At 32.0% G+C, this 13,001-nt stretch carries 12 protein-coding genes, 4 tRNA genes and 1 pseudogene; 5 read left to right on the forward strand and 12 right to left on the reverse strand.

The genetic code is table 11. From position 1 onward, the window contains the following. Window positions 1–286: pseudogene (locus L8X36_RS07870) on the forward strand (ShlB/FhaC/HecB family hemolysin secretion/activation protein); the annotation flags it as partial. On the opposite strand, the gene L8X36_RS07875 reads toward L8X36_RS07870, so the two are convergent. From L8X36_RS07875 to L8X36_RS07905, 7 genes are read right to left on the reverse strand one after another with little or no spacing between them, the layout of a single operon-like run. Continuing rightward, entirely contained in the window at window positions 283–855 is a 573-nt protein-coding gene (locus tag L8X36_RS07875) for a prepilin-type N-terminal cleavage/methylation domain-containing protein (RefSeq protein ID WP_318530092.1), read from the reverse strand. The pseudogene L8X36_RS07870 and the gene L8X36_RS07875 sit on opposite strands and share 4 nt — an antisense overlap. Next, complete coding sequence (tsaD, locus tag L8X36_RS07880; RefSeq protein WP_263683304.1) at window positions 852–1,859, reverse strand: tRNA (adenosine(37)-N6)-threonylcarbamoyltransferase complex transferase subunit TsaD; 1,008 nt, start codon at window positions 1,857–1,859, stop codon at window positions 852–854. The genes L8X36_RS07875 and tsaD overlap by 4 nt, the downstream gene beginning before the upstream one ends. Continuing rightward, window positions 1,856–3,244 carry a M99 family carboxypeptidase catalytic domain-containing protein gene (locus L8X36_RS07885; protein ID WP_263683305.1) on the reverse strand — a complete coding sequence of 463 codons (1,389 nt, stop codon included), beginning with the start codon at window positions 3,242–3,244 and terminating at the stop codon, window positions 1,856–1,858. Before L8X36_RS07885 ends, tsaD begins: the two co-directional genes overlap by 4 nt. Continuing rightward, window positions 3,241–4,320, reverse strand: a complete 1,080-nt coding sequence (dxr, locus tag L8X36_RS07890; RefSeq protein ID WP_263683306.1) for a 1-deoxy-D-xylulose-5-phosphate reductoisomerase — start codon at window positions 4,318–4,320, stop codon at window positions 3,241–3,243. The genes L8X36_RS07885 and dxr overlap by 4 nt, the downstream gene beginning before the upstream one ends. Continuing rightward, a complete protein-coding gene (locus tag L8X36_RS07895; protein ID WP_263683307.1) occupies window positions 4,317–5,045 on the reverse strand; it encodes a phosphatidate cytidylyltransferase in 729 nt (242 codons plus the stop codon). The genes dxr and L8X36_RS07895 overlap by 4 nt, the downstream gene beginning before the upstream one ends. A gap of 11 nt (window positions 5,046–5,056) precedes the next feature. After that, a complete protein-coding gene (locus L8X36_RS07900) occupies window positions 5,057–5,377 on the reverse strand; it encodes a hypothetical protein (protein WP_263683308.1) in 321 nt (106 codons plus the stop codon). Between the two features lie 2 nt (window positions 5,378–5,379). Continuing rightward, a complete protein-coding gene (locus L8X36_RS07905) occupies window positions 5,380–6,684 on the reverse strand; it encodes an NFACT RNA binding domain-containing protein (protein WP_263683309.1) in 1,305 nt (434 codons plus the stop codon). 41 nt (window positions 6,685–6,725) lie between these two features. Between L8X36_RS07905 and L8X36_RS07910 the strand changes: the two genes are divergently transcribed. Further along, a complete protein-coding gene (locus tag L8X36_RS07910) occupies window positions 6,726–7,325 on the forward strand; it encodes an NTP transferase domain-containing protein (protein WP_263683310.1) in 600 nt (199 codons plus the stop codon). Then, on the forward strand, window positions 7,288–8,262 hold the full coding sequence (locus L8X36_RS07915) for a phospholipase A (RefSeq protein ID WP_263683311.1): 975 nt from the start codon (window positions 7,288–7,290) through the stop codon (window positions 8,260–8,262). Before L8X36_RS07910 ends, L8X36_RS07915 begins: the two co-directional genes overlap by 38 nt. Here L8X36_RS07915 and L8X36_RS07920 read toward each other — a convergent pair. After that, window positions 8,259–9,611, reverse strand: a complete 1,353-nt coding sequence (locus L8X36_RS07920) for a Na+/H+ antiporter NhaC family protein (RefSeq protein WP_412175033.1) — start codon at window positions 9,609–9,611, stop codon at window positions 8,259–8,261. The two genes, L8X36_RS07915 and L8X36_RS07920, sit on opposite strands and share 4 nt — an antisense overlap. A gap of 134 nt (window positions 9,612–9,745) precedes the next feature. Between L8X36_RS07920 and ilvD the strand changes: the two genes are divergently transcribed. Then, window positions 9,746–11,422, forward strand: a complete 1,677-nt coding sequence (ilvD, locus tag L8X36_RS07925; protein ID WP_263683313.1) for a dihydroxy-acid dehydratase — start codon at window positions 9,746–9,748, stop codon at window positions 11,420–11,422. A 75-nt stretch (window positions 11,423–11,497) separates the two neighbouring features. Here ilvD and L8X36_RS07930 read toward each other — a convergent pair. The 4 genes from L8X36_RS07930 to L8X36_RS07945 all read right to left on the reverse strand — a co-directional run bounded on the left by L8X36_RS07930 (window position 11,498) and on the right by L8X36_RS07945 (window position 11,880). Further along, window positions 11,498–11,585, reverse strand: a tRNA-Ser gene (locus L8X36_RS07930). A 32-nt stretch (window positions 11,586–11,617) separates the two neighbouring features. Beyond that, window positions 11,618–11,691, reverse strand: a tRNA-Cys gene (locus tag L8X36_RS07935). Window positions 11,692–11,707: 16 nt separating this feature from the next. Continuing rightward, window positions 11,708–11,796: transfer RNA gene (locus L8X36_RS07940), tRNA-Leu, on the reverse strand. A gap of 9 nt (window positions 11,797–11,805) precedes the next feature. Beyond that, window positions 11,806–11,880, reverse strand: a tRNA-Gly gene (locus tag L8X36_RS07945). Between the two features lie 218 nt (window positions 11,881–12,098). Here L8X36_RS07945 and L8X36_RS07950 point away from each other — a divergent pair. Further along, window positions 12,099–13,001: cache domain-containing protein (locus L8X36_RS07950; protein WP_263683314.1), on the forward strand; the 903-nt coding region annotated here is incomplete at its 3' end.

A 13,001-nucleotide genomic window follows, 5' to 3' on the forward strand; every position in this document is an offset into this window, starting at 1 on the left:
AGGTGATGGAGATAATACTATAGTAGCTAACTTTGGTATAAGAATAAATATACCAAATACTAATTTTTATTTTACTCCTTTTTATGATATAGGTTATGCTTGGTATGAAAAAGATGGGGGTAGATTAGCAGATGAGCATTTTTTAGATGCAGTAGGCTTGCAAGTACTTTATAATAAAACTAATGAGTATTATATAAAGCTTGATGCAGCAAGAGCTGTTCATCAGTATAAATTTGATGATGATCATAGAATGAAATTGTATTTAAGTGGTGGGGTGTATTTTTAACCACCACTTAAAAAATATACCCTAGTAGCTAAATCTTTAAAAGCTTTAGAGTGGATTAAACTTTGGCAAGCCTTAGACTTTGAAGTGCTTGTAAATTCACTTTGACTAAAAGCATTTAAAGCCTCATCTAGTTGAGTTTTTATACTTTGATTTTTAGGATCTTTCAAAGCTTGATTTTTTAAATCTGCTATATTTTGGGCTTTGCTTTTTTGAGCATTATCTACCATAAGTGCTAAAAGCAAAATGCTTTCTTTATCTACAAAAAGCACCTTAAAACACTGCTCGTCATTTCCCACACTAAAATCAAGTTCTTTGGTGGAATTTTGCAAATTTGATAAATCTTCATTTTTTATATTTGCTACATTACTCATCAAAGCTATACTTGAAAGACTTTCATTTTTTAACACATAAGAACTTACATCATTGATAAAAGTTTTTAAATTTCCTAAAGCTTGAGCTGTACTTGCTTCATCTTTACTTGCGCTAAATTTTGGCAAAGCAACTGCTGCTAAAACTCCAAGTATAATCACCACAAACACAAGTTCTATAATAGTAAAAGCCTTTTTCATAATACACCTTGTAAATTTTTCACCTTAGGGCTTATAAGATCATCTTCAATACTTACAAATTCTTTACGCTCATAAGCCTCACAAGCTGCCCTTGCTATCATCAAAGCATTATCTGAGCAATACTCAAGCGGAGCTAGCAAAAGTTCACATTGATAGCTTTGGCATAAATGCTCTATTTGACTTCTTAGGTTTAAATTTGCACTAGCTCCACCTACTATACCAAAACGCTTAAATTTATACTCTTTAAAAATTTTTTCTAACTTGTTTAAAATATGCGCTATGGCTGCTTTTTGAAATGCAAAGGCTATTTTGCTTTTACGCTCTAAGCTTAGCTCTTCTTTTAAAATTTCCAAACGTACTTGGTTTTTAAGTCCTGAAAAACTATAAGCTAAGTCTTTAGAATGAAGTAAAGGTATGCTAAATTCTAAATCACTTTCTTTTACATTTTTAGCTAAATTTTCTATGATAGCCCCACCAGGATAACCAAGTCCCATCATCTTAGCTACTTTATCAAAACTTTCTCCAAAGCTATCATCATTTGTTCTTGCTAGTTCTGTGATTTTACCTTGCTCATCGATAAAAAGTACCATAGTATGCCCACCACTTACAAGTAATACTCCCATATCAAAACTAGCTTTTTTATCTAAAAACATAGAATAAATATGCCCTTTTAAGTGGTTAATCGCTATAAGTGGCAAATTTAAACTAATGGCAAGCATTTTAGCCATAGCAACCCCACCTATCAAGCTCACACTAAGACCAGGTTCATTTGTAACTGCTATGGCGCAAAGTTTGTCAAAGTATTTTTGGCATTTTTCTAAGATTTTAGGTAAGGCTTCACTGTGTAATCTTGCTGCAAGCTCAGGCACCACCCCACCATAGACGCTATGAGCATTTTCTTGAGAAATCTTTGTATGGAAAATGCATTCAAAGCTGTTTTTATCTATGATAGCAATAGAACTATCATCACACGAGCTTTCTATGGCAAGGATTAAGCTTTTCATTGAAATTCCACTAAAATCATACCGATAAATTTATCTTTTTCTTCTGCTTTTTCTATGGCTTTTGCAGGTATGTTTGCTTTTTTGATTTCTTTAAAATTTGTCTTTTTTTCTAAGGCTTGATCGGCTAAATTTGCATTTTTTAACTCATAAAATTCCACTCTATAAATTTTTCTTTTTTTATCTAAAGAATAACGACTTTGCATTTGATTTTTACTTATTTCTATACCGCTTTCATCATTACCCCTATCAAAACCTATGACATTAACCCTTACACCTACAATAGAAGGAATTTTAAAGCTATTTTTTACCATGATTTTTTGAGCAAAATTTGTTTGTATGTTTTTTCCATCTACTATCATTTCAACACAATCTAGCGCATTTGAAAACTCAAAATATTCAGGGTATAGTCTAGTTTGCAAGCGATTTCCGTAATTGACTGAGTATGAACTAGCGTTTGAAATCACCGCTGTAATTTCATTACTTGCTTCATAATTTAAAGCTTGATTAACAGGGAAAGGCAAGAAATTTATAGCATTAGTAGGTTTGTCAAGATAAAGTAAAATTTTATCATTAAAAAGTCTTACCTCCAAAGGCTTTTCAATGGCTCTATAAACCCCATTTGGAGTTAGCTCAAAAGTTCTTTGAAATTCTATATTTGCCTTTTTTAGATAATACTCCACCGCCAAAAGATGATAATACACTCTTAAATGTGTTGGTAAATTTTTGCTCGCTTCATTAGCAAAGGCTGCTTTGTGATTTGACACTACAAAATAAGTTAAAGCCTTTAACATATCTTTGTCATTACTTTCTTGGGTTTTGGTGTTTTTTAAATGATATTGATGTTCTTCTTTTACTAAGGCTTTATTGATATTTTCCACCGCTTCTTTAGCTATGCTTTCTAAGTCTGCATATTTAGTAGAATTTACTTCGCTTTGATCGATAATGCTAGTATTGCCCCAGCGGTTTGGGTTTTTATCTTTGCTTTCATATTGTGGTCTATAAAAACCGCTTCCATCGTGTAAATTTATGACCATATTAACTTCGGGGTCTAAAATAAGCTTTTTTATACGCTCTATGGTGTGAAAATCAGGATCGCTTTCATCTATATGGGCAAATTTTCTATTTAAATCTCCAAAATTTCCCCTATTTCTTGCAATAATACTTTCAAAAGCCAAATTTGGCGCAACGATGATTTTACCTTTGGTGATATTATAATCACTCAAAAGCAAACTAGCAGCATGAAACCCACCTGGCTCATCTCCTTGTATACCTCCAAGGATTAAAACTGTGTTATTATCATCTAAGCTTTTTCCATTTTCTTTCACACTAAAATCTAAAGCAAAAACCGCATTTATAAAAATCAAAACACTTAAAAAATATCTCACTTCATTTCCTTATCTAAATAAAGCCTTACTTGCTTATCGTACTCAAAAACATCTTCAATTTGGTTAATCTTTGGCACACCAAAATGATCTAATGCTTTAAAAATTCCTTTAGCGATATCTAAAAACTGCACTTTTTGAGCTAAAAATTGATACACCATACACTCATTTGCACTATTTATAATCACGCCCAAGTCAGGCTCTTTCAAAAGTTCATCTTTGAGTGAAAATATAGGATATTTTTTTAAACTAATTTTTTCAAATTTTAAACTTGGTATAGCTAATAAATCTAAATTTTCTATAAAGCTTTGATCATGCTCATCTAAAATCGCTTGAGCTATAGATAAACGCATATTTGCATGAGAAAAATACGCACTTATACCACCGTCTTTAAACTCGCACAAAGCATGCACTAAAGATTTTCTTTCTATCAAAGCATCTATTTGTTCAATACCATAAAGATGATAAGCTTCGATGATTTCAAAAAGCTTATTGCACATACTAGCACTATCTATGGTGATCTTAGCTCCCATGCTCCAGTTGGGGTGCTTAAGAGCTTCTTTTATGCTGACATTTTTTAAATCTTTGATTTTATAATTATAAAAGGCTCCGCCACTTGCTGTGATGAAAAGCTTTTTAATGTTTTTTCTTTTATCTATCAAGCACTTTAATGCTGCGTGTTCACTATCTATGGCTTTAATCTTAGAAGTGTCAAAAAATTTCCCTGCTACTACTAGGCTTTCTTTATTTGCCAAGGCTAAAGTTTTACCAAGCTTTTGCGCCATAAGACTTGAGTTTAACCCTGCAAAACCTACTATAGCATTTACCACCAAAGTGCTTTTACACTCAGCTATCATCGCTTTTAAGCCTTCTTGGCCACAAAAAATCTTATCATGATCAACCAAGGTTTTATCTTTTTCATCTTGTATGCATACAAATTTAGGCTTAAAAAGAGCTATTTGCTCATTTAAAAGCTTGATATTTTTACCACAAGATAAGGCTTCTATGCTTATGTTTTTTTCTTTGGCAATAAAAAGAGTATTAACCCCTATACTTCCTGTGCTTCCAAGTACAATCATACCAAAGTTGCCATTGCAAATGCCGCAATGATAACAGCATCAATTCTATCTAAAACTCCCCCATGTCCTGGGATTAAATTACCGCTATCTTTAATGCCTGCTTGTCTCTTAAAATAACTCTCAAGCAAATCCCCTATCACAGCAAAAATAGCTACGATTAAAGATATATAAATACTTTTTACTAAGCTAAATTCAAAAGAACCTATGATAGTTCCTAAAATCCCTGCGCAAACTATGCCACCTACTACACCTTCTAAAGTTTTATTTGGGCTTGTTGGAGAAAAAGCTCTCTCACCAATGAGCTTTCCTATAAAATACGCCCCACTATCACAAGCAACGACAATCACTATAAGCCAAAATAATACAAACATACCCTCATAGCTTAATACTTGATAAAGCATTAAAATAGGCAAAGTAGGATATATATAAGGCATAAGTTCATTTAAATTTTCACTTTTTTTATAAACCAAATATCCTAAAATCAAAATCAAAGCCATAAAGCCTATAAAGAAAGGTTTATCTAAAAATGCTCCTATTGCAAAAATACACAAAGCTACAAAGGCACTTGCATGTTTGCTTTTAAACATAGCTTTTGCTTCATTAAATGCCAAAAACAATAAAACACCAAAAATAGCAAAATTAATCAAAAAATTATCTACTAAAGCAACAACAGCTATCACAGCTATCATCACAATAGCACTAAGAATTCTTGTCTTTGAAAACATTTTTATCCTTTCTATATACTTAAATCAAGCAAATGAGAGCTTTTTTTAGCCACTTCTTGCTCTTTTTCTTCTTGCTCATCTTTTTCTTCTTGTTCTTGATGATGTTTAGAATGCTTCTTTTCTTCCTCTTGTCTTTCTTTTATCTCATCACTTACTTCGTGAGTTTGATTAACTTTTTCAAGTTTTTCAACCGCCTTTTCCTTTGCTTGAAACTCACTCATATTTACCAAAGTCGCAAAAGAGTCTTTTGCTAGTTCATTGCTCACTTGTGCTGAATGCACTGGTGCATTTTGGTTAGCATAATTAACACCACCTATGGGACTTATAGGCATATTCACTCCTTTAAAATGCTTATAGTCTTATAATTTGTATAATTTACAAAAGCCTTCTCTCTAACTTTAACAAAATTCTTACTCGTATAATCGACCAAATAAGTTCCAGAACTTAGCTTGGAAAATTCCACACAAAGCTTTGCGGCAAATTCTAGCACTAATTGACTTATTTTTAATTTATTTGAAGTAATGATCACATGTGCACTAGGATAATCTTTCACATGCAACCAAATATCATCTTTTTTAGCTATTTTTAATAAATACTCATTAGCTTTTTCATTGCGTCCTACACTGATTTTAAACTCATCAAAATAAAAGCTACTAACCCCTGCGTTTAACTCTTCTTTTTTGGTTTTTTTACTTTTTTTAGGCATTAAAACTTCTAATTCTCGTAAAGAAGCGCTTTTAGCAATTAAATCTTTTAAATTGATTAAAAAATCAAGTTTTTCACTTAAAATTTCTCTTTCTATATTAATATTTTTAGCCTTTTGTTTTAGCTTTTTAGCCATTTTGTAAAATTCATTTGCACTATTTTTAGGTGTATCTTCAAGCTTAAAAGCAAGCTCACTTGCATTAAAATCTTGCAAAATAAATTCTCTTTGATAATCTTTTAAAGAATTTAAATTAGCAAATAAAACATCTGCCTTTTGACTTAACTCTTGAGCTTTTTTTAATAAATTGCTTTCTTGTTCTAAATTTTCTATACTCTCTTTAAGGGTAAAAATTTTTTTATCTACATTTAAAAGTTTATTTTCTTTTATATCTTTTAAGCGCTCTTGCTGTAACTTTTTAGCACTTTCTTTAAAATACACATTAAAATCATCAATCTTTACAAATTCTTCTTTGATCTCATAAGCTTTTAAAGCTTGGAGTTTTTCACCTATTTTTACAATACGATAACTTTTATCTATATGACGCAAAGCTTCTATGATAATATCATTAGTATCTGTAATGATGACATTGGTGTTTTTTCCTGTAAATTCAAAATAAATCTTAGCCCCATAAGCTTTGTAAGATTTTTCTGATAAAACTTCAAAAGATAAAATTCTATTATTTTCTAATACTTCTAAATTTAAAATCTTTGCATTAGAAAAGTATTTTTTTAACATAAAATCAAAAGGTGCATTATAAGCTTTTGCTTGGAGCTTATCTTGGTAAATTCCACTTTTTCCACGTGTTAAATCTAGTATAAAAGCTTGATGATCTAAGCTAAGCTCTAAGATATTATCATCAAGACGTTTGAGATAATTTAGCCTTTGAAATTGTTTAAAATAATCTTTTATTTGTATTAAATCTGTATATTTCATAAATGTATTATAAAATATTTTGATGAATTTATGAGGTTTTTATGAGTGAAAAAATTCCCTATCCTTGCGTGATTTTATGTGGCGGAAAGTCTTCACGCATGGGAGAAGATAAAAGCTTATTGCAAGTAGATGATAAAAACTTAACTCTTTATCAATATGAAAAAATGTCAAGAATTTTTAATCAAGTTTTTATTAGTACTAAAAAAGATAAATTTCATCAAAAAAACTTAGCGCTTATTTTAGATGAGGATTTAAACAACTACTCCCCACTCATTGCCTTAAATTCCATACTCAAACATTTTCAAAACACCTATGTATTTATCCTTAGCGTGGATAGCCCAAACATAAGCAAAGAAAGTATTTTCAAACTTTTTCATCATCTAAAATCACAAAATGTACTCTTAGCAAGCACAAAAAAACACAAGCATTATTTATGTGGATTTTATCATAGTAGAAATTTTGAAAAAACTTTGCAATTTTTACAAGAAAATAACCACAAACTAGCTCTTTTTTGTGATACAATGAAAGCAGAATTTATAGATTTTAAAAATGAAAATGAGTTTATAAATTTAAATTATTTTAACGAATACAAAAAGTGGCTTCATGAAAAAGACAATCTTACCCATAATATGTGCTTTTAGTGCTTTAGCAAATGAAGATTTAATCAATCAAGCCTTAGAATATGAAAGACAAGGTGAGTATAAAAAGGCTATGCAAATTTATAAAAGCTTAGCTTTAAAAGATACAGCAAAAACAAAAAATTTAGAACTTTCTCTTAACAATGAGCAAAATGCAACAAAAGAACATAAAATAGATGATTTTAACCCAAGAAGCGAAGCTTTAGCAAATTATCTTGGCACAGAAAAATCATACAATCCTTTTGGTATTAGCACACATAATCTTAGCTATTTTATGCCTGTTTCTTATAGTTTTAGCAAAAGAGATTATAAAAGCACTGAAACTAAATTTCAAGTAAGTCTTAAAAAAACTCTTTTTGAAAATCTTTTGGGTTTAAATGAAAGTTACAACATAGCTTATACACAAATTTCGTGGTGGCAGCTTTATGAGCATTCATCACCTTTTAGGGAGACTAATTATTTGCCTGAATTTTTCATCAATTTTCCTGTAAGTGGGCATGGAGCTTTTGAAAATTTAAAAAATGTACGCGTTGGTTTATTACACGAATCAAACGGGCAAGATGACCCAAAATCAAGATCTTGGAATAGAATTTATCTAAGCAATGCATGGTTTTTTGGGGACTTTGTGTTCATACCTAGGGTTTGGCTAAGAATTCCTGAAAAAAGCTCAGAGGATGATAATCCTGATATAGAAAAATATTTGGGTAATTTTGATATCAATCTTGCTTATACTCAAGATGACTATTTTATCAATATCTTATGGCGTAATAATTTAAATTTTGCTAATAACCGCGGTGCAGTGGAAATAAGCGGAGCTTATAAAATCTCTAACAATGGCTTGTATATTTACACTCAATATTTTAACGGATATGGTGAGAGTCTTATTGAGTATAATAAATCTTCAAGCAGACTCTCAAGCGGAATTTTGCTAATGTATTAAAGCAAACAAAACGCTATAACACTACCTAAGATAAGCAAAGAGCCATTAAAACATAAAAATGTTGGTATACAAGTATCTTTTATATGATCACCTTGCTTATCTGCATTAAGCCCTACGCTCACTCCTAAAGTTGTTTCACTAGCAGGCGATCCTGCATCACCTAAAGCTCCAGCAACACCGATGATAAAAATAATCGCAGCAGGTGAAAAACCAAGCTCTATACATATAGGGCAAAATAAGGCAGCGATGATAGGAATAGTACCAAAAGAACTGCCTATGCCTATGGTGATTAAAAGCCCTATGGCTAGCATGATAAAAATAGCTAAAAAGTGACTTTGTGCCATAAAAGGCACGCTTGTTTTTACAAGCTCAGCTATACCACCACTTTGTTTTAAAACCTCCCCATACCCTGAAGCAACAAGCATTACAAAAGCTATATAACCCATAATCTTAAGCCCATCATCAAAGACTAGATTAACTTTATTATACTCTACCCCACCTAAAACCACCATCAATACAAAACCTAAAAGCCCTGATAAAGGTAAATTATGCGTTAAAATTTGCAAAATCAAAGTCAGCAAAAGACCAGCTAAAACGCCCCATTCTTTTTTACTCATTTTTAAATTTTCAAAATCCATTTTAGCAATTTGCTCTTCTTGATATTCTCTTGGTTTAGCATAAAATACAAACACAGCCAAAAACAGACCAACTAGCATACAAATAGCCGCAAAAGCCATAGTTTGAGAAACTTCTCCTAGGCTAATTTGTACCCCATTTGAATTTAAATTATCCACAAGCAAAGTTTGAAAAATAAGCCCAAAACCTAAAGGCACTACCATATAAGGAGTTGTAAGTCCAAAAGTTAGCGCACAAGCTATGGCTCTACGATCTATTTTTAATTTATTAAAAAGTTTTAACAAAGGTGGAATTAATAAAGGTACAAAAGCCACATGGATAGGGATTAAATTTTGTGAAAAACAAGCAATAAATGCCAAAGAAAGTATAAGTAAGTATTTTTTATGTGAAATATAATGCGAAACTATTTTAATCAAATATGCTGTTAAATTAGTTTTTGATATAGCAGCAGCCACCGCTCCAAGTAAAATATAACTTAGTGCTGTTTGTAAATTTCCTTGCATACCGTCAATTAAAACTTTCATAGAATCCATCATAGCTTGTGGAAGTTGAGTAAAAAACTCCATCAAAGTTAAATGCTCTATATGCATAAATTTAGACCAAACGCCTACAAAAAGCCCAGAAAGCAAAACACTAAGCAAAACATTAAACCTAAAAAAACACAAAAGCGTCATTAATACAACGCCTATAAATACCGGATTAGTTAAAAGCATTACATTCCTTAAATCAAAATAATTGCACATTTTAAATAATTTTCTTTAAAATACCATTTAAGTTTAAAAAATTTAAGCAAAAATTGCAAAATAAAAGCATAAAATGATAGTTTTTACTTTAAAAAAGGATACAAATGAGAAGTGACGCGATCAAAAAAGGACATTTAAAAGCACCAAATCGTTCTTTACTTAGAGCATGTGGCTTAAATGATGATGATTTTAACAAGCCTTTTATAGGTGTAGCAAATAGCTATATAGATATCATCCCAGGACATTTTTTCTTAAATGAATATGCAAAAATCATTAAAGATGAAATCCGCAAAAATGGTTGCATTCCTTTTGAATTTAATACTATAGGTGTTGATGATGGCATTGCTATGGGGCATGATGGTATGCTTTATTCTTTACCAAGTCGTGAAATCATAGCAAACTCTATTGAAACAGTGATGAACGCACACCAACTTGATGCACTAATTTGTATCCCAAATTGTGACAAAATCACTCCAGGTATGCTCATGGGGGCTTTAAGAGTTAATGTGCCGACTATTTTTGTGAGCGGTGGGCCTATGCGAGCAGGAGTAAATAAACACGGAGAAAAAATCAGCCTAAGTTCTGTTTTTGAAGCAGTGGGGGCTTATGAGGCTAAAAAAATCAATGAAGAGGATTTAAAAGATATAGAATGCAAAGCTTGTCCTAGCGGTGGATCTTGCTCGGGTATGTTTACTGCAAATTCTATGAATACTTTATGTGAAGCTATGGGCATAGCGCTTGAAGGAAATGGAACTATTTTAGCACTTAGCAAAGAAAGAGAAGAGCTTTTAAGAAAGGCTGCGCGTAGAATTTGCGAGATTGCCCTAGATGAGCGTTTTAAAATTCGCAATATCATTACTAAAAAGTCCATTAATAATGCTTTAGTTGTTGATATGGCTATGGGTGGAAGCTCAAATACTATCTTGCATATGCTTGCCATTGCTTATGAAGCGGGTGTAAATTTGGATATAAAAGAACTCAATCACATCAGTGCTAATGTGGCTCATATAGCCAAAATTGCTCCATCTTTAAATACTGTTTATATGGAAGATATACACAAAGCAGGTGGAGTAAGTGCAGTAATGGCTGAAATAGCTAAAAAACCAGGCCATATTTTAGAACTTGATACTCTAGATATTAGCGGAAAAACTTTAAAAGAGCGCATTGAGAATGCTAGCATTAAAGATGAAAATATTATAAGAAAAATAGACAATGCCTATTCGAATGTAGGTGGACTTGCTATACTTTTTGGAAATTTAGCAGAGCAAGGCTGTGTGATAAAAACTGCAGGTATTATGGGTGAACGTAAATTCAAAGGTAAAGCGGTTTGTTTTAATTCTCAAGAAGAAGCCATTAAAGGCATTATAAAAGGTAAAGTTAAAGAAGGTGATGTGTGTGTGATACGCTATGAAGGACCAAAAGGTGGACCTGGCATGCAAGAAATGCTTAGTCCAACTTCATTGCTCACAGGCATGGGACTTGGTGCTAAAGTAGCACTTATAACAGATGGTCGTTTTAGCGGAGCTACAAGAGGGCTTAGTATAGGTCACATTTCTCCTGAAGCTGCAGAAGGTGGGCTTATAGCGCTTTTGGAAGATGGTGATGAGATAGAAATTGATGTGGATAATTACAGTATCAATGCAAATTTAAACCAAGATGAAATCACCAAACGCAAAGCAAACTTTAAAATGCCAAATAAACAAATAAATTCAAGATGGCTTAAAATGTATCAAAAACTTGTAAGCAATGCTAGCAAAGGCGGAGTTTTAGACTTAGAATAATTTTCTTAATTTCTTAGAGAAATTAAGAAATATCTTTTAAATGCGAAAACAAAAATATGAAAAATTATGTTAAAGTGGCCGGGAGAAAGGGATTCGAACCCCTGGAGGTGTGACCCTCAACGGTTTTCAAGACCGCCGCTTTCGACCACTCAGCCATCTCCCGAAAGAATAAAATATCAAGTGTTAACATCGCATTGGAGGCGACATCCGGATTCGAACCGGAGATCAAGGCTTTGCAGGCCCATGCCTTACCGCTTGGCTATGTCGCCTTGAGTTACCAAAAAGTGGTGCCCGAGGCCGGACTTGAACCGGCACGGAAGAAAAATTCCGAGGGATTTTAAGTCCCTTGTGTCTACCAATTCCACCACCCGGGCGGGTGATAATGGAGCGGGAAACGAGATTCGAACTCGCGACCCCAACCTTGGCAAGGTTGTGCTCTACCCCTGAGCTATTCCCGCATGTAAAATTGAAATTATATCTATTAAAGCTTAAAGATATATAAAAACTTCTTTTTTTGTCACCTTTTAGATAGTTTCCATCTTAAAAATTTATTTTTTTATAAATATTTTATAAGTAAAATAAACTTTAGAAAACAACATAAGGGGTAAAAATGTTTAAATTTAACAACTTATCTAATAAGTTAACAATAATAGCTTGTTTTTTAATAGCTGCTATATTGATAGTTGTAAATGTAATCAACTATTATCAATCTAAAGACAGTACTAGCTATTATCTTGAAGAAATTCAAAAGAAAACTATGTTTGATGTTAATGAAGCATACAAGATATATTCTAATAGCAAAAGATCGGCTATTGCATCGATTGCAATATTCATTGAAAAAAATCCAAAACCAAATGCAAATGAGCTTTTTGATGTTTTAGAATCAATAAGATCAGCTGGTGGATTTGATGTAACATATATTGGCTTTGAAGATGATGGTAGTTTATATCAATCTAATAGAGTTATAAGAAGTCCAGAAAGCACAAATTTTGATGCAAGAACCAGATCATGGTATCAAGAATCAAAAAATGCTAAAAAACTTACCGTTTCTGATCCTTATAAAAGTATCGAAGATGACTCCATAACCATTTCTTATGCTGCGCCTGTATATAAAAACAATAAATTAATAGCTGTAGTTGGAGGTGATTATAACTTACATACTTTTTCCAAAGATGTATTATCTATAGGTCACTCTGATAGCTCTTATGCAGGTGTATATGACAAAGATGGAACTATTGTATTTCACGAAGACAAAGATAGAATGCTTACAAAAAATGATTTAAGTATTAATATAGCAAATGCTATTAAGGAAAATCCTGATTTAATTGATCCAAGCAAAGAAGAAACTTTGTTCTATGCTAAAGACGAAGTGGGTAAAACTCAAGTCATTACTTGTAATCAAACTTTAAATCCTAAATATATAGTTTGTTCTATTACAGACGAATCTGTATACACTGATGCTGTTAATAAAGTTTTATTCCAACAAGTTATTATCGCACTAATAGCCATAATCATTGCATTAATTTTAGTTAGATTTACTATAGCCAAAAATTTAAAACCTATTGCAGTTATCACTACA

The sequence above is a fragment of the Campylobacter sp. CNRCH_2014_0184h genome (genome assembly GCF_025772985.1).
Classification (GTDB): domain Bacteria; phylum Campylobacterota; class Campylobacteria; order Campylobacterales; family Campylobacteraceae; genus Campylobacter_D.

Excerpts from the sequence above, each read along its gene's own strand:
- L8X36_RS07875 (WP_318530092.1), bottom strand. The coding sequence starts at position 855 with ATGAAAAAGGCTTTTACTATTATAGAACTTGTGTTTGTGGTGATTATA.
- tsaD (WP_263683304.1), bottom strand. The coding sequence starts at position 1,859 with ATGAAAAGCTTAATCCTTGCCATAGAAAGCTCGTGTGATGATAGTTCT.
- dxr (WP_263683306.1), bottom strand. The coding sequence starts at position 4,320 with ATGATTGTACTTGGAAGCACAGGAAGTATAGGGGTTAATACTCTTTTT.
- L8X36_RS07895 (WP_263683307.1), bottom strand. The coding sequence starts at position 5,045 with ATGTTTTCAAAGACAAGAATTCTTAGTGCTATTGTGATGATAGCTGTG.
- L8X36_RS07900 (WP_263683308.1), bottom strand. The coding sequence starts at position 5,377 with ATGCCTATAAGTCCCATAGGTGGTGTTAATTATGCTAACCAAAATGCA.
- L8X36_RS07905 (WP_263683309.1), bottom strand. The coding sequence starts at position 6,684 with ATGAAATATACAGATTTAATACAAATAAAAGATTATTTTAAACAATTT.
- L8X36_RS07910 (WP_263683310.1), top strand. The coding sequence starts at position 6,726 with ATGAGTGAAAAAATTCCCTATCCTTGCGTGATTTTATGTGGCGGAAAG.
- L8X36_RS07915 (WP_263683311.1), top strand. The coding sequence starts at position 7,288 with ATGAAAAAGACAATCTTACCCATAATATGTGCTTTTAGTGCTTTAGCA.
- L8X36_RS07920 (WP_412175033.1), bottom strand. The coding sequence starts at position 9,611 with ATGCTTTTAACTAATCCGGTATTTATAGGCGTTGTATTAATGACGCTT.
- ilvD (WP_263683313.1), top strand. The coding sequence starts at position 9,746 with ATGAGAAGTGACGCGATCAAAAAAGGACATTTAAAAGCACCAAATCGT.